Genomic DNA, 21,619 nt, shown 5'->3' on the forward strand with positions numbered 1-21,619 from the left:
TTGTTTCTGCATTTTTTGTTGGAGAGTTTGATCCTGGCTCAGGACGAACGCTGGCGGCGTGCTTAACACATGCAAGTCGAACGGAAAGGCCCCTTCGGGGGTACTCGAGTGGCGAACGGGTGAGTAACACGTGGGTGATCTGCCCTGAACTCTGGGATAAGCCTGGGAAACTGGGTCTAATACCGGATATGACCTCGCATCGCATGGTGTGGGGTGGAAAGCTTTTGCGGTTTGGGATGGGCCCGCGGCCTATCAGCTTGTTGGTGGGGTAATGGCCTACCAAGGCGACGACGGGTAGCCGACCTGAGAGGGTGATCGGCCACACTGGGACTGAGACACGGCCCAGACTCCTACGGGAGGCAGCAGTGGGGAATATTGCACAATGGGCGCAAGCCTGATGCAGCGACGCCGCGTGAGGGATGACGGCCTTCGGGTTGTAAACCTCTTTCGCCAGGGACGAAGCGCAAGTGACGGTACCTGGAGAAGAAGCACCGGCCAACTACGTGCCAGCAGCCGCGGTAATACGTAGGGTGCGAGCGTTGTCCGGAATTACTGGGCGTAAAGAGCTCGTAGGCGGTTTGTCGCGTCGTCTGTGAAATTCTGCAACTCAATTGCAGGCGTGCAGGCGATACGGGCAGACTTGAGTACTACAGGGGAGACTGGAATTCCTGGTGTAGCGGTGAAATGCGCAGATATCAGGAGGAACACCGGTGGCGAAGGCGGGTCTCTGGGTAGTAACTGACGCTGAGGAGCGAAAGCGTGGGGAGCGAACAGGATTAGATACCCTGGTAGTCCACGCCGTAAACGGTGGGTACTAGGTGTGGGGCTCATTTCACGAGTTCCGTGCCGTAGCTAACGCATTAAGTACCCCGCCTGGGGAGTACGGCCGCAAGGCTAAAACTCAAAGGAATTGACGGGGGCCCGCACAAGCGGCGGAGCATGTGGATTAATTCGATGCAACGCGAAGAACCTTACCTGGGTTTGACATACACCAGACGCAGTCAGAGATGGCTGTTCCCTTGTGGTTGGTGTACAGGTGGTGCATGGCTGTCGTCAGCTCGTGTCGTGAGATGTTGGGTTAAGTCCCGCAACGAGCGCAACCCTTGTCCTGTATTGCCAGCGGGTTATGCCGGGGACTTGCAGGAGACTGCCGGGGTCAACTCGGAGGAAGGTGGGGATGACGTCAAGTCATCATGCCCCTTATGTCCAGGGCTTCACACATGCTACAATGGCGCGTACAGAGGGCTGCGAGACCGTAAGGTGGAGCGAATCCCTTAAAGCGCGTCTCAGTTCGGATTGGGGTCTGCAACTCGACCCCATGAAGTCGGAGTCGCTAGTAATCGCAGATCAGCAACGCTGCGGTGAATACGTTCCCGGGCCTTGTACACACCGCCCGTCACGTCATGAAAGTCGGTAACACCCGAAGCCGGTGGCCTAACCCCTTGTGGGAGGGAGCTGTCGAAGGTGGGATCGGCGATTGGGACGAAGTCGTAACAAGGTAGCCGTACCGGAAGGTGCGGCTGGATCACCTCCTTTCTAAGGAGCAAACAACACTCCAACGCTGGTGCCGAATGCGCATCGGGTTGGTGTTTGTTCATGGGTGAAACACAAGAAACCATCATGATGCCGGCCGGAGACAATATGTTTGCGGTTGGTGGTGGTCTGGTCTCGGTGACGAGACTGGTGAACGTGTTGGGGTTGGTGGGTGTGTGTTGTTTGAGAAGTGCATAGTGGATGCGAGCATCTAGCCCAACTTTCGGTTGGGTTGTGTGTTCTGCAATTTCGATTCTGGTTTGTGCGATTCGAGTCTTAGTGTTCGGGTTGTATGAATGATTTTTTGTTTTGAATGGTGTCCACATTCGCGCCTTGCCGGCTTTGTGGTGGTTGGTGGGGGTGTGTTTGTGGGTGTTGTTGTAAGTGTTTTAGGGCGTTCGGTGGATGCCTTGGTACCAGGAGCCGATGAAGGACGTGGTAGGCCGCGATAGTCCTCGGGGAGTTGTCAAACGAGCTGTGATCCGAGGGTGTCCGAATGGGGAAACCCAGCACGAGTGATGTCGTGTTACCCACCTGTGAATGTATAGCGGGTGTGGAGGGAACGTGGGGAAGTGAAACATCTCAGTACCCACAGGAAGAGAAAACAAAATGTGATTCCGTGAGTAGTGGCGAGCGAAAGCGGATGAGGCTAAACCATGCGTATGTGATACTCGGTAGGGGTTGTGCGTGTGGGGTTGTGGGGTGATCGTTGGGTGTTCTACCGGACATCCGGTCAGTGATAAATCATTATGTTAGGTGAAGTGGCCTGGAATGGTCTGCCGTAGTGGGTGAGAGTCCCGTAACTGAAAGCATGGTGACTGGCTTCGATTTTTCCCAAGTAGCAGCGGGCTCGTGGAATCTGCTGTGAATCTGCCGGGACCACCCGGTAAGCCTAAATACTTTCTGGTGACCGATAGCGGACTAGTACCGTGAGGGAAAGGTGAAAAGTACCCCGGGAGGGGAGTGAAATAGTACCTGAAACCGGACGCTTACAATCCGTCAGAGCCTTGCACTTTTGGTGTTGGGGTGATGGCGTGCCTTTTGAAGAATGAGCCTGCGAGTTAGTGCTCAGTGGCGAGGTTAACCCGTGTGGGGTAGCCGTAGCGAAAGCGAGTCTGAATAGGGCGTTTGAGTCGCTGGGTCTAGACCCGAAGCGGAGTGATCTACCCATGGCCAGGGTGAAGCAGAGGTAAGACTTTGTGGAGGCCCGAACCCACTTCAGTTGAAAATGGAGGGGATGAGTTGTGGGTAGGGGTGAAAGGCCAATCAAACTCCGTGATAGCTGGTTCTCCCCGAAATGCATTTAGGTGCAGCGTTGCGTGTTTCTTACTGGAGGTAGAGCTACTGGATGGCCGATGGGCCCTACTAGGTTACTGACGTCAGCCAAACTCCGAATGCCGGTAAGTGAGAGCGTGGCAGTGAGACTGCGGGGGATAAGCTCCGTAGTCGAGAGGGAAACAGCCCAGATCGCCGGCTAAGGCCCCTAAGCGTGTACTAAGTGGAAAAGGATGTGGGGTTGCTGAGACAACCAGGAGGTTGGCTTAGAAGCAGCCACCCTTGAAAGAGTGCGTAATAGCTCACTGGTCAAGTGATCCTGCGCCGACAATTTAGCGGGGCTCAAGTACACCGCCGAAGCCGCGGCACTCACACATTTCATCGGCTTCACCCTTTGGGGTGTTGTCTAGTGGTGTGGGTGGGTAGGGGAGCGTCCTGCATCCGTGGAAGCAGCGGAGTGATCCAGTTGTGGAGGGTGTGGGAGTGAGAATGCAGGCATGAGTAGCGAAAGACAAGTGAGAAACTTGTCCGCCGGATGACCAAGGGTTCCTGGGCCAGGTTAATCCGCCCAGGGTGAGTCGGGACCTAAGGCGAGGCCGACAGGCGTAGTCGATGGACAACGGGTTGATATTCCCGTACCCGTGTATCCGCGCCCAGTGATGAATCATCTGTACTAACCATCCAAAAGCCGTTTTTGATTTCTTCGGATTTCTCTGATGGTGGCTGCGTGGGACCTTGGGTGTAGTAGTCAAGCGATGGGGTGACGCAGGAAGGTAGCTGGGCCAACTGATGGAATAGTTGGTGTAAGCCTGTAGGGAGAGACATAGGCAAATCCGTGTCTCACATATCCTGAGAGGTGATGCGTAGCCGTTGAGGTGAATTCGGTGATCCTATGCTGTCGAGAAAAGCCTCTAGTGAGTTGGTACACGGCCCGTACCCCAAACCGACACAGGTGGTCAGGTAGAGAATACTAAGGCGATCGAGTGAACTGTGGTTAAGGAACTCGGCAAATTGCCCCCGTAACTTCGGGAGAAGGGGGACCACGATCGGTGACGACATTTTCTGTCTGAGCTGGTGGTGGTCGCAGAGACCAGAGAGAAGCGACTGTTTACTAAAAACACAGGTCCGTGCGAAGTCGTAAGACGATGTATACGGACTGACGCCTGCCCGGTGCTGGAAGGTTAAGAGGACCGGTTAATCAACTTTGTTGGTGAAGCTGAGAATTTAAGCCCCAGTAAACGGCGGTGGTAACTATAACCATCCTAAGGTAGCGAAATTCCTTGTCGGGTAAGTTCCGACCTGCACGAATGGCGTAACGACTTCTCTGCTGTCTCAACCACAGGCTCGGCGAAATTGCAGTACGAGTAAAGATGCTCGTTACGCGCGGCAGGACGAAAAGACCCCGGGACCTTCACTATAGCTTGGTATTGGTGTTCGGTGCGGTTTGTGTAGGATAGGTGGGAGACTGTGAAGCCGGCACGCTAGTGTTGGTGGAGTCGTTGTTGAAATACCACTCTGATCGTATTGGGCTTCTAACCTCGGACCCTGATCGGGTTCAGGGACAGTGCCTGGTGGGTAGTTTAACTGGGGCGGTTGCCTCCTAAAGTGTAACGGAGGCGCCCAAAGGTTCCCTCAGCCTGGATGGCAATCAGGTGTTGAGTGTAAGTGCACAAGGGAGCTTGACTGTGAGACGTACATGTCGAGCAGGGACGAAAGTCGGGACTAGTGATCCGGCACCGGCAAGTGGAAGCGGTGTCGCTCAACGGATAAAAGGTACCCCGGGGATAACAGGCTGATCTTCCCCAAGAGTCCATATCGACGGGATGGTTTGGCACCTCGATGTCGGCTCGTCGCATCCTGGGGCTGGAGTAGGTCCCAAGGGTTGGGCTGTTCGCCCATTAAAGCGGCACGCGAGCTGGGTTTAGAACGTCGTGAGACAGTTCGGTCTCTATCCGCCGCGCGCGTCTAGAAACTTGAGGAATCCTGTCCCTAGTACGAGAGGACCGGGACGGACGAACCTCTGGTGTGCCAGTTGTTCCGCCAGGAGCACTGCTGGTTAGCTACGTTCGGAAGGGATAACCGCTGAAAGCATCTAAGCGGGAAGCCTGTTCCAAGATGAGGTTTCTCACCCACCCTTTGGGTGGGGTAAGGCCCCCTACAGACTATGGGGTTGATAGGCCAGAACTGTAAGCACAGTAATGTGTTCAGGTGACTGGTACTAATCGGCCGAGGACTTACCAACAACACTCACCACCATTTTTCAAGGATTGGTGAGTCGGAGTTGACGACGCACAATCATAGGTTCGCGCATCCACTATGTACTTCTGAAACAACACACCAACCCCCGTGTGGGGTTGGGTGGATAGTTTCATAGAGTTACGGCGGCTATAGCGGTGGGGAAACGCCCGGTCCCATTCCGAACCCGGAAGCTAAGCCCACCTGCGCCGATGGTACTGCACTGTAATGGGTGTGGGAGAGTAGGACACCGCCGAACACAATTTCAGGAAAGCCCCTGACCACGACGTTGGTCAGGGGCTTTCCTCATGTTCGGGGTGTGGTTGCGTCCCTGCGTGCGGCGGTCTCGATACTCGACGTCGCTCACTACGTTCGCGTCGGCGAACTCGACCAACCTGCGTAGCAGTGGTCTCGATACTCGACGACCCTGGGTAAGGTCCCTGCCTGCGCCGCGAAGCGGGCAATCGGGCCGGCGGGCGACGCATGAATGTGAAACCGGACTCTTTCGCTAACTATTGCTAACACTTACGCGTGACGCGACGACACAATAGATAAGGACAGAGCCTGGGGGGTCAGGCTACAGCGGGGAAGGAACAGGAAATGTCGACCAGCCGTCAGCGTCGGAAGCCGTCGAGGCACACGATCACACGAGTCCTCAACGGATGGCGCCGCGCGCCGCGTGCCCTTGCTGAGCAGCGGGAACGACTCGTCACCCAGCAGGAGCTCAGCGAGCTGCGACTCGCACGCTGACCCCGCCCAGCTCGACGACGTCACCGTCGTGGAGCTGACGTCCGCGGCGGGTCTCGACCTCGTCGTTCACCGACACCATCTCGTCGGCGATCACCGCCTTGGCATCGGCGCCTGACTCGATCAGGTTGGCCAGCTTCAAGAACTGGCCGAGACGGATGCTCTGGTCTCTGATCTCAATGTCGTCCACGGCTTCATTGTGCCGTCCCCCTCGATGCGCTCCGTGTCGGGTGGGGATATTTTGTGTAGATGACAGCACCGGAGACCGGCAACCCCGATCCGACGTCGACCGATCCGATCCGGGACAGCGCACGACGGACCACGGCCAACCGGCGTTCGACGGCGACCATTCGACGGATATCGAATCCGAGCGGGCTGGGCCGTCGGGTCCCGCGGATCGCAGGCACGATCGTCGGGCTGCTCGCGACCATCTCCCTGCTGTCCAGCCTGTTTCCGCCGTTCCGGCACCTCATCCGTGTCCCGCGGACCTTCGTCGACGACTACCTGTTCCCGATGCCGAGTACCAGCCTGGCCTGGACCGTGGTCCTCGGTCTGCTGGCGGTCTCCCTCTCCATGCGGAAGAGGGTGGCGTGGTGGATCACCGTCGCCTACCTTGCGCTGTATCTGGTGCTCAACCTCCTGGTGGTGCTGGTGGCGGCATCGGACCCCGGCTGGATCGACGACTGGTGGGCCTCCGTGGTGGGGCTCGCCGTCAATATCGCGATGCTGGTGATCCTGATCGTCAGCTACCGGCAGTTCAACACCCGCGTCCGGAGGGGTGCGCTCCTCTCCTCCCTGGCGGTCCTCCTGGGCGGGCTCGCCGCCGGCGTCCTGGCCGGGTGGGGCCTGGTGGCGTTGGTCCCCGGGTCCCTGCAGCCGCATGAACGACTGCCGTACGCGTTCAACCACGTCGTCGCCTTCGCGATCATCGACGTGAAGCCCTTCGCGGCTCACCACGCGCCGTGGGTGATCAGTTGGTTGCTCGGCCTGTTCGGCGCGCTGGCGTTGATCGCCGCGGCGGTGGTCCTCCTGCGCTCGCAACGCCTCGCCTCATTGATGACGATGGACGACGAGCGGGTGGTGCGCGCCCTGCTCGACACCTACGGTGAGGAAGACTCTCTCGGCTACTTCTCCACCCGTCGAGACAAGGCGGTCGTCTTCTCGCCCGATGCACGCGCCGCTATCACCTACCGCGTCGAGATGTCGACGGCCGTGGCCGGCGGTGACCCGATCGGCGACCCCGACTCGTGGTCGGAAGCGATCGCCGAGTTCGTCGCCGTCTGCGAGACGTACGGCTGGCACCCGGCCGTCCTCGGCACGAGCACGCAGGGAGCCGAAGTGCTCGCGGCGGCGGGCTTCAAAGCGATCAACCTGGGTGACGAGGCGATCCTGGATGCGGCGGGCTTCAGTCTGTCGGGCTCGGCGATGAAGGGCGTCCGGGGCTCGGTGTCCCGCGTCAAACGGCTCGGGGTGACGGTCCGGATGCGTCGCATGAGTGAACTGCCGTGGGACGAGGTCGAGGGAGTGGTGTCTCGCGCCGACGCGTGGCGCGACACGAAGGAGGAGCGCGGATTCGCGATGGCTCTCGGTCGTGTCGGTGACCCTGAGGACGGCGATTGCCTGCTCGTGGAGGCCGTCGAGAACGAGGGCTCCGACGACGAGAAGGTGATCGGCATGCTCTCCTTCGTCCCCTGGGGGCGGAGCGGCGTGTCGCTCGACTTAATGCGGCGAGACCGCAAGGGACCCAACGGAATCGTCGAGACCATGGTGTCCGAGCTGGCGCGCAATGCAGAGAGCGTGGGCGTCACCAGGATCTCGTTGAACTTCGCGACCTTCCGCGACGTCTTCGAGCAGGGGCCTCAGGTCGGCGCGCGACCGGTGATGCGACTGGTCTACTCGGTCCTGACCTTCCTCTCGAAGTTCTTCCAGATGGAGTCCCTCTACAAGTCGAACGCCAAGTACCAGCCGTCGTGGAAGCCGCGCTACATCTGCTACGAGGACGCCGGCGTGATTCCGCGCGTCGCCCTCGCAGCCATGATCGCCGAGGGCTTCGTTCAACTCCCGGGCAAGCACTGGCGCGACAAGCACTACAAGACGGGGACGTCCGCGATCCCGGAGGGCATCGACGTCGACGCGCTGATCGCCGAACTCGAGGCACAGGTGCGTAGCCGGACGCACCCCGTCGCTCGCCGACCGGAACAGGTGCGGGTGCGCCTGGACAAGCTCGACCGTCTGCGGGACGACGGCGTCGACGCCTACCCGGTGGCGCACCCGCCGTCGCACACGGTGGCGCAGGCCGCAGCGGCCGACCAGGGAACGACCGTCCGGATCGCCGGTCGAGTGACCCGCGAGCGGGACTTCGGCAAGGTCACCTTCGTCGACCTGCACGACCAGAGCGGTGAGATCCAGGTCCTTGTCGAACGCGATGCGGTGACCGGCCAACCTCTCGACTTCGCATCGACCATCGACCTCGGTGATCTCATCGAAGTCACCGGCACCGTCGGAACCAGCCGCAAGGGTGAGCTCTCGATCCTGGCCACGGACTGGCGGCTCAACGGCAAGTGCCTGCACCCGTTGCCCGACAAGTGGAGCGGCCTCACCGATCCCGAGGCCCGCGTGCGCCAGCGGTACCTGGACCTCGCGGTCAATGCCGAGAGCCGCAGACTGCTCGTCACCCGCAGCGTGGTCGTCCGGGCCCTCCGCGACCATCTCGCCGGACAGGGCTTCCTGGAGGTGGAGACACCGATCCTGCAGCAGGTCCACGGCGGCGCCAACGCGACCCCGTTCCGAACCCACATCAACGCCTACAACCTGGACCTGTACCTGCGGATCGCCCCCGAGTTGTACCTGAAGCGGTTGTGCGTCGGCGGCATCGAGAAGGTCTTCGAGATGGGCCGCAACTTCCGCAACGAGGGCGTCGACTTCTCCCACAACCCGGAGTTCACCAGCCTGGAGGCGTACGCGGCGCACCACGACTACGAGACGATGATGGTCCTGACCCGCGAGATGATCGTCGCCGCGGCCACGGCAGCCAACGGTCGCGGCGTGATCGAGCGGATCGGCGACGACGGCACGGTCGAGACCGTCGACATCTCCGGGGAGTGGCCGGTGAAGACCGTGCACGACGCGGTCTCGGAGGCGGCCGGCGTCGCCGTGACCCCGGACTCGACCGTCGACGAACTCCGCGACGTGTGCCGCGGCCTCGACATCGCCTACCGCCCGGACTGGGATGCCGGGCACCTCGTGTTGGAGCTGTACGAGCACCTGGTGGAGGACCGCACCACGTTCCCGACGTTCTACAAGGACTTCCCGACGTCCACCTCGCCCTTGACGCGCGGGCACCGCAGCGTCGACGGCGTCGCCGAACGCTGGGACCTGGTCGCCTGGGGTGTGGAACTCGGCACCGCTTACACCGAGTTGACCGATCCGGTGGAGCAGCGCCGGCGTCTCACCGAACAGTCGATCCTCGCCGCGGGCGGCGACTCCGAGGCCATGGAGCTCGACGAGGACTTCCTCACCGCGCTCGAGTACGCGATGCCCCCGACCGGCGGCCTCGGGCTGGGCGTCGACCGGATCGTCATGCTCATCACCGGACAGTCGATCCGCGAGTCGCTGGCGTTCCCGCTGGCAAAGCCCCAGTCGTAACGCGCAGTCCCGAGCAGTACGTTCAGGGGACATCGGAGTGGTGTGACGACCCCGACCTTCCCTCACGTCGACGTCGTTCGGACCGCCGTGACCTACGACCCGGTGGGTGAAGGTGACGTACCGCGGTTCGACGACCGTCTACTCCATGCAGGGTGCGAGACTGAAGAATCTGGCGCTGAACTGGATCTCGGGATTCACCAGTGACCGCGCCGACGACTTCATCGGGTTCGAGGACACGTGGCGGGAGCAGCGTCTGCGTTGACTGTCGTCGCTCATCGAGGTGTGTGACGTAACCGCTCGTTACATATAGCCGGGGGTCCGCCTAGACTTGATGGCCATGAGCACGCTGAACTTCAAGGCCACCGCTGACCTCGTCGACGAGATCGGCCCCGACGTCCGAAGCTGCGACACGCAGTTCACCCAGTACGGCGGCAATCGGGAGTTCGCAGGCACGGTCACCACCGTCCGCTGCTTCCAGGACAACGCGCTGCTCAAGTCGATCCTCGGGGAGCAGAACCCCGGCGGCGTGCTCGTGATCGACGGTGACGCCTCGGTGCACACCGCGCTCGTCGGCGACGTCATCGCCGAGCTCGCCCGCTCCAACGGCTGGGTCGGCATCATCGCCAACGGCGCCATCCGCGACGCGAAGATGATCGGTGGCATGGCCATCGGCGTCAAGGCGCTCGGTACCAACCCGCGCAAATCCACCAAGACCGCCGCAGGCGAACGCGACGTCCCGGTGACTCTCGGAGGCGTCACCTTCAATCCCGGCGACGCCGTCTACTCGGACGACGACGGCATCGTCCTCGTCGCACCCGCCGACTGACGCGCTCGCCCCGATCGCAGACCAGAACAGCGTCGACCAGAACCACCCAGGAGCATTCATGCCGAAGCCCGCACCCGCCTACTTCCAGCGCCTCGCGGCGTTGGCCGCCATCGACAACGTCGCCGACCGCCCCACCAAGCCGGTCCTGGAAGCCTTCAGCGGCGCCGAGATGGCGACCATCCCCGTCGCGACCGCCCAGGACCTCGAACTGGCCGTCGCCCGCGCCCGTGCCGCGCAGGCCGCGTGGGCCGACCGTTCCGCCGCCGACCGCGCCAAGGTGATCGGCCGCTTCTCCGAGCTGGTCCACGAGAATGCCGAAGCCCTCATGGACATCGCCCAGGCCGAGACCGGTAAGGCGCGCATCTACGCGCAGGAGGAGGTCATCGACGTCGCCATGACCGCGCGCTTCTACGCGCAGGCCGGCCCGAAGATGCTCGCCGACCGCAAGGTGCAGGGCATGCTCCCGGGTGCCACCGACGTCCGCGTCCGGTATCAGCCGAAGGGCGTCGTCGGCGTCATCAGCCCGTGGAACTACCCCCTGACGCTCGCCGTGTCCGACGCCGTCGCCGCCCTGATCGCGGGCAACGGCGTCGTCATCAAGCCCGACAGCAACACGCCGTACTGCTGCCTGGCGCTGGCCGAACTGCTGTACCAGGCGGGGCTGCCGCGCGAGCTGTACGCCGTGGTCCCGGGCCCCGGCTCGGTGGTCGGCCAGGCGATCGTCGCGAACACCGATTACGTCATGTTCACCGGATCGTCGGCCACCGGAGCCACCCTCGCCGCGCAGGCGGGCCAGCGGCTGATCGGCTTCTCCGCGGAGCTCGGCGGCAAGAACCCGCTGATCATCACCCGCAACGCCGACATCGACCGAGCGGTGTCCGGTGCCGCCCGCGCCTGCTACTCGAACTCGGGTCAGCTCTGCATCTCCATCGAGCGGATCTACGTCGACCGCGCGATCTCCGACGAGTTCACTGAGAAGTTCGCCGAGCACGTCAAGAATATGACCCTCGCGAGCACCTACGACTTCAACGCCGACATGGGTTCGCTGGCGTCCGCGCAGCAGGTCGACACCGTGGAAGCCCACGTCAACGACGCGGTCGGCAAGGGCGCCAAGGTCCTCGCGGGCGGTCGTCGTCGCGCCGACCTCGGCCCGTTCTTCTTCGAGCCGACCGTCCTGGCCGACGTCAACGAGCAGATGACCTGCTTCCGCGACGAGACCTTCGGTCCGCTGGTCGCGATCTACCCGGTCGACTCCACCGACGAGGCCGTCAAGCTCGCCAATGACACCGACTACGGCCTCAACGCCAGCGTCTTCGCCGGCAGCAACGACGAGGCGCAGAAGATCGCCGAGCAGATCCACGCGGGCACCGTCAACATCAACGAGGGCTACGCCGCCGCATGGGGCTCCACCGCGGCGCCGATGGGCGGCATGGGCATCTCCGGCATGGGCCGCCGCCACGGCGCGGAGGGCCTGCTGAAGTACACCGAGCCGCAGACCATCGCGACCCAGCGCTTCATCGGCCTCGACGGGATCAAGGGCATCCCGCAGAGCCTGTACCTGAAGATGACGCCGCAGCTCATCAAGACGCTGAAGTACCTGCCGGGGCGGTAGGTATCAGTCACGCCACGGGCGCTGGAACGTTCTGCGTTCCGGCGCCCGTTCGCGTGGGGTCCGGCCTACGCCGCCAGCGCCGCCCGGCTCGCGGACAGCACGGACGCGGACAGGCCGATGCCGGTGAGGTCGGCGGGCAGTTCGCCGTGCAGGGTCAGACCCGCGCCGGCGCGCGCGAGCGCGGGTGCCATCTGGATTCCGTAGCCGCCCTGGCCCGCGAACCAGTAGAAGCCGTCGACGGTCGGGTCGGCGCCGATCACCGGCGTCCGATCCGCGGTGAAGCTCCGCAGCCCCGCCCACGACGTCGCGACGCTCCGCACGCCGAGCAGGCTCGCCTCGTTGAGGCGTTCGATGGCGCGGGCGATCTCCAGGTCGTCGGGCTTGGCGTCCGCGGGCTCCTGCAGCGTCTCGTCGGCCGGCGAGCAGAGGAAGCTCGCGCCGTCGGGCTTGAAGTAGAAGTCCTCGCTCGCCGACATCGTCATCGTCCGGCGCGACGCGGAGAACCCGGCGGGCAGCTCACGCGGACCCGACACCATGAACGCGGTCCGACGCAGCGGGCGGATGCCGATCGGGGCGGCGCCGAACAACTCGGCCACCTCATCGCACCAGGCGCCCGCGGCATTCACGACGTTCCGGGTCCGCAGCTCGTCGCCCTGCGCATCGGTCAGCACCCACGCCGACCGTTCCCGGCGGGCGCCGACGATCCCCGCGGACTTGAGCACCTCGCCGCCGCGGCGTCGGAAGCCGCGCAGGAAACCCTGGTGCAGGCCGTGGACGTCGAGCTCCAGTGAGCCGAAGTCGACCATCGCCAGATCCGTGTATCCGGGACGCAGCATCGGGTTCAGCGCCTCCGCGGCGGCGCCGTCGATCAGCTCGATGGTCCCGCTGTGCGTCGGCCCGCCGTTGACGGCCTCGTGCAGGGCGCGCAGGGTCTCGACCTCGGCTTCCTCGGCGACGATCAGGAGTGGGAGGTCGGCGACCAGCGGGCCGTCGACGAACTCGGGCGGGGCGACGAAGAAGTCGCGACTGGCGCGCGTCAGAGCGCGGACCGTCGCGTTGCCGTAGCTCTCGAGGAAGGTCGCGGCCGAGCGGCCGGTGGTGTGATACGCGAGTGTCGACTCCCGTTCGACGACGGCGACCGACTGATGTTCGGCCAACTCGTAGGCGATCGAGACGCCGGCGATTCCGCCACCGATGACGATTGTGTCGTAGTCGATGGAGGGGATCGGAGCGGTATTGTCCATGAAGATTCCCTTCGGCAGGTCGAAGAGGCGAGATGTGTCCTCACCACGAGGGTAGGCACGAAGTGTGATCGGCGTCTTGGCGATCGCAACGAATCTCAGACGACGGCTTCGGGCACGCGAACAAACTCGTCGGTCACCCCGGCCGCCGCCAGTCAGTCCTCCCGGTGTCGCCCCGCGAGCCGTTCGATCAGCGGCAGCGTCCGATAGGGGATCGCCTCGTGCATCACCACGGACACCGTTGTGCGGGTGACCCCGGGGACGGCGAGCACGTAGCCCGCGATCCGGTACAGGTCGTCGGCGTCGGCCGCCGCGACCAGCAGATGCAGGTCCGCGGCTCCGGAGATGCCGACCACCTCCAGGACCTCCGGGATGGCCCCGAGCGAGGCGACGACGCTCTCGAGGCGGTGCTGGTCGACCACCACGGCGATGTACGCCCGGAGGGGGAAGCCGAGGTCGCGCGGGTTCACGCGGCGGTCGAAGGGTGCCAGCAGCTCCTCGGTGTCCCAGCGGCCGAGCCTGCTCTGCACGGTGTTGCGCGCCATGTTCACCAGGCCCGCGAGCTGCACGCCCGTCGCGCGGGGGAACTCGCAGAGCGCTTGGAGGATTCGCGCGTCGGTCCTGTCCAGCCTGGCCATAAAGACCAGTATTACGCATCACCCAGTCGCAAAGTTGGTCACTCTGCTCAATTCGATGAAGCATCCTTGCGCAGCCTGAGCGCAGTTGAGACCGTTACCACAGGAACAAGGAGCGTGTGATCCACGCCGACTTCCGAAGGAGATTGACATGTCTGACCTCGACGAAATCGTCCAGCTCGTCACCATCGCCGGCGAGCGTCACATCCACCCCGACTTCTCGACCTACGTCGACGACGTCGACATGGCCGACATCCGCAAGCTGTACGAGGACATGGTCGTCGTGCGTCGTCTCGACGCCGAGGCCACGGCGCTGCAGCGTCAGGGCCAGCTCGGACTCTGGGCTCCGCTTCTGGGCCAGGAGGCCGCACAGATCGGCTCCGCCCGCGCGCTCGAGGCCGACGACTTCGCCTTCCCCAGCTACCGCGAGCACGCCGTCGCCTACTGCCGCGGCGTCCAGCTCAAGGAACTGATGCCGTTCTGGCGCGGCACGTCGCTGTCCGGCTGGGACCCGAACAAGTACAACATGGCCACCCCGGCCATTATCATCGGCGCGCAGACCCTGCACGCCGCGGGTTACGGGATGGGCGTCAACTTCGACGGTGCCAACAGTGCGGTCATCACCTACTTCGGCGACGGCGCCACCAGCCAGGGCGACGTGGCCGAGGCCATGGGCTTCGCCGCCAGCTTCGCCGCACCGGTCGTCTTCTTCTGCCAGAACAACCAGTGGGCCATCTCCGAGCCGGTCACCCTGCAGACCAAGGCGCAGATCTCGCACCGCGGTCACGGCTACGGGATGCCGACGGTCCGCGTCGACGGCAACGACGTTCTCGCGGTGCTCGCCGTGACGCGCGCCGCGCTGGAACTGGCGCGCGAGGGCGGCGGACCCACCTTCATCGAGGCCGTCACCTACCGCCGTGGCCCGCACACCACGTCCGACGACCCCACCCGCTACCGCACCGCGGAGGACGAGGCCGAATGGATCCGCCGCGATCCGATCGAGCGGATCCGCCTCCTGCTGGAGTCGGCGGGCGCGCTCTCGGAGGGCGACGTGAAGGCCATCGGCGATCACGCCGACGCCGCCGCCGCCGAACTCCGCCGCGGCTGCTTGGAACTCGAGGATCCGCCGGCCATGTCGATCTTCGACGACGCCTACGCCGAGCCGCACTCGCTGATCGACGCCGAGCGCCGGGAGTACGCGGCCTACCTCGACACCCTGGACGCCTGATGTCCGCCGCGGCGCCCGCACGCGTCCCGCTCGGGAAGGCCGTCAACGCCGGTCTGCGCAAGGCGCTCGCCGACGACGACAAGGTGATCCTCATGGGCGAGGACATCGGCAAGCTCGGCGGCGTCTTCCGCATCACCGACGGGCTGCAGGCCGAGTTCGGGGACAAGCGCGTCATCGACACGCCGCTGGCCGAGTCCGGCATCATCGGCACCGCCGTCGGGCTCGCGTTCCGCGGCTACCGGCCGGTGTGCGAGATCCAGTTCGACGGCTTCATCTACCCGGCCTTCGACCAGATCGTCTCGCAGGTCGCCAAACTGCATCACCGCACCGCCGGCGCGGTGAAGATGCCGATCACCATCCGCGTCCCCTTCGGCGGCGGCATCGGCGCCGTCGAACATCATTCGGAGTCGCCGGAGGGCTACTTCGCCGCGACCGCCGGACTCCGCGTGGTGAGCTGCAGCAACGCGGCCGACGCCTACACGATGATCCAGCAGGCCATCGCCTCCGACGACCCCGTGCTCTTCTTCGAACCCAAGCGCCGCTACTGGGAGAAGGGGGAGGCCGACTTCGCCGCGCTCGACGCCGCCGAGGCGTACCCACTGCACAAGGCGCGCGTCGTCCGGCCGGGCACCGACGTGACGCTGCTGGTCTACGGGCCGCTCGTGACCACCGGCCTGCAGGCCGCGAAGGTCGCCGCGGAGGAGGGACGGTCGATCGAGGTCGTCGACCTGCGGTCCATCTCCCCGCTCGACATGGACACCATCGCCGACTCGGTCCGGCGGACCGGTCGCCTGGTGATCGCGCACGAGGCACCCGTGTTCATGGGCGTCGGCGCCGAAATCGCCGCACGCGTCTCTACCGAGTGCTTCTATCACCTGGAGGCGCCGATCCGACGCGTCGGCGGATTCGCGATCCCGTACCCGCCCGCCAAGTTGGAGCAGCACTTCCTGCCCGACGTCGACCGCATCCTTGACGCCGTCGACCACACGTTCACCGATTGACCTGCGGAAGGACCCCGGCATGCCCGTCATCGAGACCTTCAACCTGCCCGATCTCGGCGAGGGCCTGACCGACGCGGAACTCGTCACCTGGATGGTGGCGGTCGGCGACGTCGTCGAACTGAACCAGGAGATCGCGGAGGTCGAGACCGCGAAGGCGTCCGTCGAGCTGCCGTCGCCGTTCGCAGGCACTGTCGTGAAGCTGCACGCCGCCGAAGGCGACACCGTCGACGTCGGCAGCCCGTTCATCGACATCCAGGTGGCCGGTGACGGGCCGGCCGAGCCGGAGGCTCCGGAACCGGTGGCTGCCGCTGAACCCGAGCCGGAACCTTCGGCGGCCGAGGAGACGGTCGAGGAGAAGAAGCCCGCGCGCACCCCGGTGCTCGTCGGGTACGGCGTCGCCGAGGAGGGGACCAGCCGTCGACGTCGCAAGCCCGCGGAGCCGGAAGCCGAATCCGCCGCCCCGACAGCTGCACCCGCTGCGCCGTCGAAGCCGCTGGCGGCGCCGCCGGTCCGGAAGCTGGCCCGCGACCGCGGCATCGACCTCGCCGACGTGACGCCGACGGGCTCCGAAGGACAGGTCACGCGCGCCGACCTCGAGGGCTATGACGACCGGGCAGCCGACACCGAGGTCGCACCGGTCGCGGCGACCGGCGAGTTGGAGGAGCGCACCCCGATCCGCGGCGTCCGTCGTCGCACCGCCGACGCAATGGTCCGCAGCGCTTTCACCGCGCCGCACGTCACCGAGTTCGTCGACGTCGACGTGACGCCGATGATGGACCTCGTCGCGCAGCTCGCCGAGCACAAGCGCTTCGACGGCGTACGAATCACGCCGCTCGCGGTGGTCGCGAAGGCGCTGCTCGTCGCGTTGCGCGGCAATCCGTCCCTGAACTCCGCGTGGGACGAGGATGCGCAGGAGATCGTCACCAAGCGCTACGTGAATCTCGGCATCGCCGCCGCGACCCCGCGCGGCCTGATGGTCCCGAACATCAAGAACGCCCAGACCCTCAGCCTGCGCGAGCTGACCGAACGACTCGGTGAGCTGACCGCGGTCGCGAAGTTGGGCAAGACGCCGCCCGCCGACCTGGTCGGCGGCACCATCTCGATCACCAACGTCGGCGTCTTCGGCGTCGACTCCGGCACGCCCATCCTCAATCCCGGTGAGGCCGCCATCCTGTGCTTCGGCGCCGTGCGACGTCGTCCGTGGGAGTGGCAGGGCGAGATCGCGCTGCGCCAGGTCACGACGCTCAGCTTGTCGTTCGATCACCGGCTGGTCGACGGCGAGCAGGGCTCCAAGTTCCTCGCGACCATCGCCGACGTGCTGTCGGACCCGCTGTCGCTGATCGCGCTGAGCTGAGCGATCGCCCCCAGGTGTGCCCGAGTGCCGCCTGCGAGCGCAGCGAGCACGCGCTGTTCGTTCTCAGACCCGTCTAGTTCTCAGACCCGTCGCGCGACGTACCCGGCGGCCTGGTCGGTCATACCGTTCACCGAGTACAGCAGGTGCAGGGCGTTGGGGCCGCCGAGCGGGGCGCCGTTGCAGATGGTGTCGCCCTGCATGCAGTAGCGGGCGGTCTTGCCGCGGTAGGCGGCCTGCGGGGTGATGGCGGGGGCGCCGGCCTCGCGGATGAACCGCTTCGACGGCGGTGCGAATTCGACGACCGCCGCGACGTGCTTCGCGACGTCGGCCGACAGCGGCTTCGGGAGGTAGGCGCGGTACTGCGAGTACTTCTGCGGAACCTTGATCTGCGAGCTGATCGCGTAACCCGCCAGCGCCGCACCCTGCGAGTAGCCGCCGAGGACGATCTTGGTGTCCGGGCAGGTGGCGGCGATCGACGTCATCCGGCGCTGCGCGTACTCGACGCCCTTGACGAAGGACTCGGCGAACTTGAGCTTCTCCCGGAAGTCGGAGCTCGCTGCATACTGCACGGCCTCGACGCGAACAGTCTTGCCGCGCAAACGGTTACGCAGTGAGTTCTGGAACGCGATCCCGGTGAGTCCGAGCGGCGGTGCCGCCTCGACGGTGCCTCGCGCGAACAGCACGTGCACGTCGGCGCACTTCGGCGCTGCTGCGGCGGGCGCCGTGCCGGTGGACGCGCCGCCGACCGTCAGGCCGACAGCCGCGAGTGCGAGACAGGACAGAAGGACCAGGATTCGGCGGAGCATCACACGTTCAGCCTACATTTGCGGGGTTCACATTGAGGCGAGCCAGCAGATCGTTGTCGATGGCGGTGAGCTCGTTGTCGATGGCGCGCTGGGCGTTCTTCCGCTGCTGCGGCGGCATCGTGTCGGCGGCGTCGGCGGCGATCTTCAGGTTGTCGAGCCGCGAGTTCATGGTCGCGACGAACTGCTGGCCCTCGGCCGACTTCTCGATCTCACCGACCTGTGCGGCCGTGTCCTGGCAGGCGGCGATGCGGGCGCGGAGCGTGGCACTGGGGCCGCCGTACTGGGTCAGGAGGGAGGCCGGGACGCCGGCGCGATGCGCCTGAACGGCGGTCACCTGGCTGCGTGCGTTGATGGCCGCGCGGTAGGCGATCGGCACGACGACGGGCGCGACCATGCGCGCGACGGTCATGTACCGCTTCATCTTGGTCGGCGTGAAGAAGGCCTTCTCAGCGTCGGCCTTCGCCTGCTCCGCGATCGTCTTCGCCTCGGCGGCGGCGACCTTCTCCTGCGCCTTGCCCGTGGCCTTGATGGTCTTGCGGTCCTGCTTGTGGGCGAGCTTGCTGTACTTGTGCTCGTCCTTGAGGAGGCGTTTCGCGGCCTTGCGGGTCTCGCGGGATTCGGCCTCGGCCTGGACTTTCGCCCTGGTCCGGATCACTTTCTCCTCGGCCTTGCGGATCTTGGCGTCGGCCTTGCGCTGGGCTCGTTTCGCGCCCATGGATGAGAACAGTCCCATGACGACCTTCCCGTCGGATACCCGACTCCTGCGATCAGTTGTCTCCAGCTTTGCATAGTCTCAGTGGGTAATGAACAACTCGGCCACCGCGGCCGTGTTGCCTGCGACAGCGAAAGTAGAGGCCGATCACGTGGGATCTGCGATTCTTGGCGCGCGGAACCTCACGGGCTGTGAACACCGACTGGCACTCGATTTCGCGTCCTCCGAGGCTGCCGCCCGAACGGGGGAGACCGCCGAGGCCAACAGGCGGATCGAAGCCGCCCAAAGCCATCGGCGCCACGTGATCGACGCGCTGCGTCAGTTCCAGAGCCATCGGCAGGCGGGCGCCGTCGTCCTGGTCGACGAACCGGACCACCGCGGCCGCGTCGCCGCGACCCGTGCCGCGATGGACGCCGGCGCCGAATGGATTCTGCAGGCGTCGCTCCCGACCGATGCGCAGCGTGGTCGCCGCGGGCACGCCGAAGCGCTCGTCCGTCAGGGAGACGGCTACGTCCCGATCATCATCGTGAACCACCGCGTCACCACGCCGATCGCCGAACCGCGCGAGGGGGAGACGCCGTCGCTGCAGACCAGCCCGCTGTCGGGGTGGGAGCCGGCACCCGACCCGACGCGCTCGTTCCGCAGTCAGCGCCGCGACGTGATGCGCCTGGCGCAGCTCGCCGCCATGCTCGACGACCTCGGCCGCCTCCACGCGCCACGTGACGAGGCGCTCGGCGGGTTGATCGGACTCGACGCCGACTGCATCGTCGCCATCCCACTCGGCGAGGTCGCCGACGACTACGACGCGATCTTCACGCGCCGTCGCGCCATCGCCGAGGGACTGATCCCGACCGCGCCGCGCAAGGTCAGCGAATGCCGCAGCTGCCACTGGTGGCCCCGCTGCGAAGCCGAACTCGTCCAGCAGCGCGACGTGAGCCTCGTCGTCGGAGGCAATCAAGGGACCGTCCTGCGTGACATCGGCGTCGTCACCATCGACCAGCTCGCCGACTATCGCGGTCGCGAACCCGAGGACTGGGTCGGTTCCACCAAGTTCCCGGACACCATCGTGTCCGCGAAGTCGTGGGTCCGCGACATCCCCCTCGTCCGCCGCCGCGAGCGCCCGCGCGTGCGGCGCGCCGACGTCGAGGTGGACGTCGACATGGAGAGCTTCTCGGAACGGGGCGCCTACCTGTGGGGCACCCTCCTGACCGACAACACGAACCCGGAGCGGCCCGTCGTGTACCGACCGTTCGTGACGTGGGATCCGCTGCCGACCCGCGACGAGGGACGGTCGTTCGCGGAGTTCTGGGCGTGGCTGATGTCCGAACGGAATGCGGCGCATCAGGCGGGGAAGACGTTCGCCGCCTACTGCTACTCCCAGCACGCCGAGAACCGCTGGCTGCGGGGGAGCGCCGACCGGTTCGGCGACATGCCGGGCGTCCCGTCACGCAAGACGGTCGACGCGTTCATCGCGTCCGACGAGTGGGTCGATATCTTCGAGGCCGTCGGCGACAACTTCGTCTGCCCGCGCGGCAAGGGGCTCAAGCGGATCGCCCCGGTCGCCGGCTTCGGGTGGCGCGACGACGAGGCGGGCGGCGAGGCGTCGATGGAGTGGTACGCCGCGGCCGTCGCCCTGGACGGCGCCGAGCTGGACCTCAGCCAGCGCGACCGCCTGCTGGAGTACAACGAGGACGACGTGCAGGCGACCAAGGTGTTGCGCGAATGGATCGCGGGCGACGACGTGCTGCGGCTGCCGTTGGCGGCTGATCTGCTCGCGGAGAATTCCGGAGCGTAGCGACCCAGCCCGCGGCGGCCTCGATGCGCTCGCTCACTGCGTTCGCGGGCTTACTCGGCCAGCGGGGATCCCTTGCTGATCGAGTAAGCGGCCGGAGCGCAGCGGAGGTCGCGCATCGAGGTCGGAGCCGGGCTGGAATCAGCGCGGCGCCATGCGGAGCGCGCCGTCCATGCGGATGGTCTCGCCGTTGAGGTAGTCGTGGGAGACGATGAAGGCGGCCAGGTCGGCGTACTCGGAGGGCTCGCCGAGGCGCTGCGGGAACGGGATGCCGGCCTCGAGGGTCTTCTTGAACTCGTCGGTGACGCCGGCGAGCATCGGGGTGTTGATGGTGCCGGGGGCGATGGTGCAGACGCGGACGCCTGCGCGTGCGAGGTCACGGGCCGCGGAGATCGTCATGGCGTGGACGGCGCCCTTCGAGGCGGTGTAGGCGATCTGACCGATCTGCCCCTCGAAGGCCGCGACCGAGGCGGTGTTGATGATGACGCCGCGCCCGCCGTCGTCGTTGACGGTCGACTCGTGCTGCATGCGGTTGGCGGCCAGACGCATCACGTTGAACGTGCCGACGGTGTTGATCTCGAGGACCTTGCGGAACAGATCGAGGTCGTGCGGACCCTCCTTGCCGAGGATGCGCGAGGCCCAGCCGACACCCGCGCAGTTCACGGCGGCGCGGAGCGGAAGCCCGGCCTCGACGATGCGATCGATGACGGCCTGGACCTGATCTTCGCTGGTCACGTCGGCGGCGACCAGCTCGACGTTGCCGACGGCCTCGGCCTTCTCGATGGACGGTGCGAGGTCGATGCCGAAGACGGTGGCGCCGTCGGCGGCGAAGCGCTTGGCGGTGGCGGCACCGAGGCCGGAGGCGGCGCCGGTGACGATGACGGCGGAGCCGGTGACGTCCATGAGTGACTTCCTTTCGAGCGATGAGCCCCGCGAGAGGGCCGGACAGGAAGTGACTCTAGCTCAAATCCGTGCCC

The 21,619-nt window shown here is 65.2% G+C and carries 14 protein-coding genes and 3 rRNA genes; 11 read left to right on the plus strand and 6 right to left on the minus strand.

The features are described 5' to 3' along the window. Positions 1-15 precede the first annotated feature (15 nt). The 3 genes from ACH46_RS00885 to rrf all read left to right on the plus strand — a co-directional run bounded on the left by ACH46_RS00885 (position 16) and on the right by rrf (position 5,302). Positions 16-1,536 (plus strand): 16S ribosomal RNA (locus ACH46_RS00885). 375 nt (positions 1,537-1,911) lie between these two features. Further along, positions 1,912-5,050: ribosomal RNA gene (locus ACH46_RS00890) — 23S ribosomal RNA — on the plus strand. Between the two features lie 135 nt (positions 5,051-5,185). Next, positions 5,186-5,302 (plus strand): 5S ribosomal RNA (rrf, locus tag ACH46_RS00895). Together the 16S, 23S and 5S rRNA genes form the textbook arrangement of a ribosomal RNA operon. Before the next feature lie 465 nt (positions 5,303-5,767). Here the strand turns inward: rrf and ACH46_RS00900 are convergent. Further along, positions 5,768-5,980 carry an RNA-binding S4 domain-containing protein gene (locus tag ACH46_RS00900; RefSeq protein ID WP_120298678.1) on the minus strand — a complete coding sequence of 71 codons (213 nt, stop codon included), beginning with the start codon at positions 5,978-5,980 and terminating at the stop codon, positions 5,768-5,770. A 59-nt stretch (positions 5,981-6,039) separates the two neighbouring features. Between ACH46_RS00900 and lysX the strand changes: the two genes are divergently transcribed. The 4 genes from lysX to ACH46_RS00915 all read left to right on the plus strand — a co-directional run bounded on the left by lysX (position 6,040) and on the right by ACH46_RS00915 (position 11,873). After that, positions 6,040-9,435 (plus strand): bifunctional lysylphosphatidylglycerol synthetase/lysine--tRNA ligase LysX, encoded by a 3,396-nt coding sequence (lysX, locus tag ACH46_RS00905; RefSeq protein WP_062391275.1) that lies wholly within the window; start codon positions 6,040-6,042, stop codon positions 9,433-9,435. A 106-nt stretch (positions 9,436-9,541) separates the two neighbouring features. Then, positions 9,542-9,697 (plus strand): hypothetical protein, encoded by a 156-nt coding sequence (locus ACH46_RS21175; RefSeq protein ID WP_157850980.1) that lies wholly within the window; start codon positions 9,542-9,544, stop codon positions 9,695-9,697. Between the two features lie 75 nt (positions 9,698-9,772). Then, positions 9,773-10,261, plus strand: coding sequence for a ribonuclease E activity regulator RraA (gene rraA / locus ACH46_RS00910; RefSeq protein WP_062391276.1), 489 nt, complete (start codon positions 9,773-9,775; stop codon positions 10,259-10,261). Between the two features lie 58 nt (positions 10,262-10,319). Beyond that, positions 10,320-11,873 (plus strand): succinic semialdehyde dehydrogenase, encoded by a 1,554-nt coding sequence (locus ACH46_RS00915; protein ID WP_062391277.1) that lies wholly within the window; start codon positions 10,320-10,322, stop codon positions 11,871-11,873. A 65-nt stretch (positions 11,874-11,938) separates the two neighbouring features. On the opposite strand, the gene ACH46_RS00920 is transcribed toward ACH46_RS00915, so the two are convergent. Next, positions 11,939-13,117 (minus strand): NAD(P)/FAD-dependent oxidoreductase, encoded by a 1,179-nt coding sequence (locus ACH46_RS00920; RefSeq protein WP_062391278.1) that lies wholly within the window; start codon positions 13,115-13,117, stop codon positions 11,939-11,941. 152 nt (positions 13,118-13,269) lie between these two features. Continuing rightward, complete coding sequence (locus ACH46_RS00925; protein ID WP_062391279.1) at positions 13,270-13,752, minus strand: Lrp/AsnC family transcriptional regulator; 483 nt, start codon at positions 13,750-13,752, stop codon at positions 13,270-13,272. Between the two features lie 148 nt (positions 13,753-13,900). Between ACH46_RS00925 and pdhA the strand changes: the two genes are divergently transcribed. From pdhA to ACH46_RS00940, 3 genes are read left to right on the plus strand one after another with little or no spacing between them, the layout of a single operon-like run. Beyond that, positions 13,901-14,977 (plus strand): pyruvate dehydrogenase (acetyl-transferring) E1 component subunit alpha, encoded by a 1,077-nt coding sequence (gene pdhA, locus ACH46_RS00930; RefSeq protein ID WP_062391280.1) that lies wholly within the window; start codon positions 13,901-13,903, stop codon positions 14,975-14,977. Beyond that, positions 14,977-15,978, plus strand: coding sequence for an alpha-ketoacid dehydrogenase subunit beta (locus ACH46_RS00935; protein ID WP_062391281.1), 1,002 nt, complete (start codon positions 14,977-14,979; stop codon positions 15,976-15,978). Before pdhA ends, ACH46_RS00935 begins: the two co-directional genes overlap by 1 nt. Positions 15,979-15,997: 19 nt before the next feature. Continuing rightward, positions 15,998-17,332 carry a dihydrolipoamide acetyltransferase family protein gene (locus ACH46_RS00940; RefSeq protein WP_062391282.1) on the plus strand — a complete coding sequence of 445 codons (1,335 nt, stop codon included), beginning with the start codon at positions 15,998-16,000 and terminating at the stop codon, positions 17,330-17,332. A gap of 80 nt (positions 17,333-17,412) precedes the next feature. Here ACH46_RS00940 and ACH46_RS00945 read toward each other — a convergent pair whose 3' ends face one another. Together ACH46_RS00945 and ACH46_RS00950 are read right to left on the minus strand one after the other, a co-directional pair. Next, on the minus strand, positions 17,413-18,138 hold the full coding sequence (locus ACH46_RS00945) for a cutinase family protein (protein WP_062391283.1): 726 nt from the start codon (positions 18,136-18,138) through the stop codon (positions 17,413-17,415). Positions 18,139-18,145: 7 nt separating this feature from the next. Beyond that, the gene (locus ACH46_RS00950; protein WP_062391284.1) at positions 18,146-18,871 is read right to left on the minus strand and encodes a DUF6474 family protein; all 726 of its coding nucleotides are present in this window, start codon (positions 18,869-18,871) and stop codon (positions 18,146-18,148) included. Between the two features lie 130 nt (positions 18,872-19,001). Between ACH46_RS00950 and ACH46_RS00955 the strand changes: the two genes are divergently transcribed. Further along, complete coding sequence (locus ACH46_RS00955) at positions 19,002-20,645, plus strand: TM0106 family RecB-like putative nuclease (protein WP_062391285.1); 1,644 nt, start codon at positions 19,002-19,004, stop codon at positions 20,643-20,645. Positions 20,646-20,783: 138 nt separating this feature from the next. Here ACH46_RS00955 and ACH46_RS00960 read toward each other — a convergent pair whose 3' ends face one another. Beyond that, positions 20,784-21,545: an SDR family oxidoreductase gene (locus ACH46_RS00960; protein WP_062391286.1), complete on the minus strand. Its 762-nt coding sequence runs from the start codon at positions 21,543-21,545 to the stop codon at positions 20,784-20,786. Positions 21,546-21,619: the final 74 nt, after the last annotated feature.

Origin of the sequence: Gordonia phthalatica, assembly GCF_001305675.1 — a bacterium.
GTDB classification, from domain to species: domain Bacteria; phylum Actinomycetota; class Actinomycetes; order Mycobacteriales; family Mycobacteriaceae; genus Gordonia; species Gordonia phthalatica.

Excerpts from the sequence above, each read along its gene's own strand:
- ACH46_RS00945 (WP_062391283.1), bottom strand. The coding sequence starts at position 18,138 with ATGCTCCGCCGAATCCTGGTCCTTCTGTCCTGTCTCGCACTCGCGGCT.
- pdhA (WP_062391280.1), top strand. The coding sequence starts at position 13,901 with ATGTCTGACCTCGACGAAATCGTCCAGCTCGTCACCATCGCCGGCGAG.
- ACH46_RS00940 (WP_062391282.1), top strand. The coding sequence starts at position 15,998 with ATGCCCGTCATCGAGACCTTCAACCTGCCCGATCTCGGCGAGGGCCTG.
- ACH46_RS00950 (WP_062391284.1), bottom strand. The coding sequence starts at position 18,871 with ATGGGACTGTTCTCATCCATGGGCGCGAAACGAGCCCAGCGCAAGGCC.
- ACH46_RS00960 (WP_062391286.1), bottom strand. The coding sequence starts at position 21,545 with ATGGACGTCACCGGCTCCGCCGTCATCGTCACCGGCGCCGCCTCCGGC.
- ACH46_RS00915 (WP_062391277.1), top strand. The coding sequence starts at position 10,320 with ATGCCGAAGCCCGCACCCGCCTACTTCCAGCGCCTCGCGGCGTTGGCC.
- ACH46_RS00935 (WP_062391281.1), top strand. The coding sequence starts at position 14,977 with ATGTCCGCCGCGGCGCCCGCACGCGTCCCGCTCGGGAAGGCCGTCAAC.
- lysX (WP_062391275.1), top strand. The coding sequence starts at position 6,040 with ATGACAGCACCGGAGACCGGCAACCCCGATCCGACGTCGACCGATCCG.
- rraA (WP_062391276.1), top strand. The coding sequence starts at position 9,773 with ATGAGCACGCTGAACTTCAAGGCCACCGCTGACCTCGTCGACGAGATC.
- ACH46_RS00925 (WP_062391279.1), bottom strand. The coding sequence starts at position 13,752 with ATGGCCAGGCTGGACAGGACCGACGCGCGAATCCTCCAAGCGCTCTGC.
- ACH46_RS00920 (WP_062391278.1), bottom strand. The coding sequence starts at position 13,117 with ATGGACAATACCGCTCCGATCCCCTCCATCGACTACGACACAATCGTC.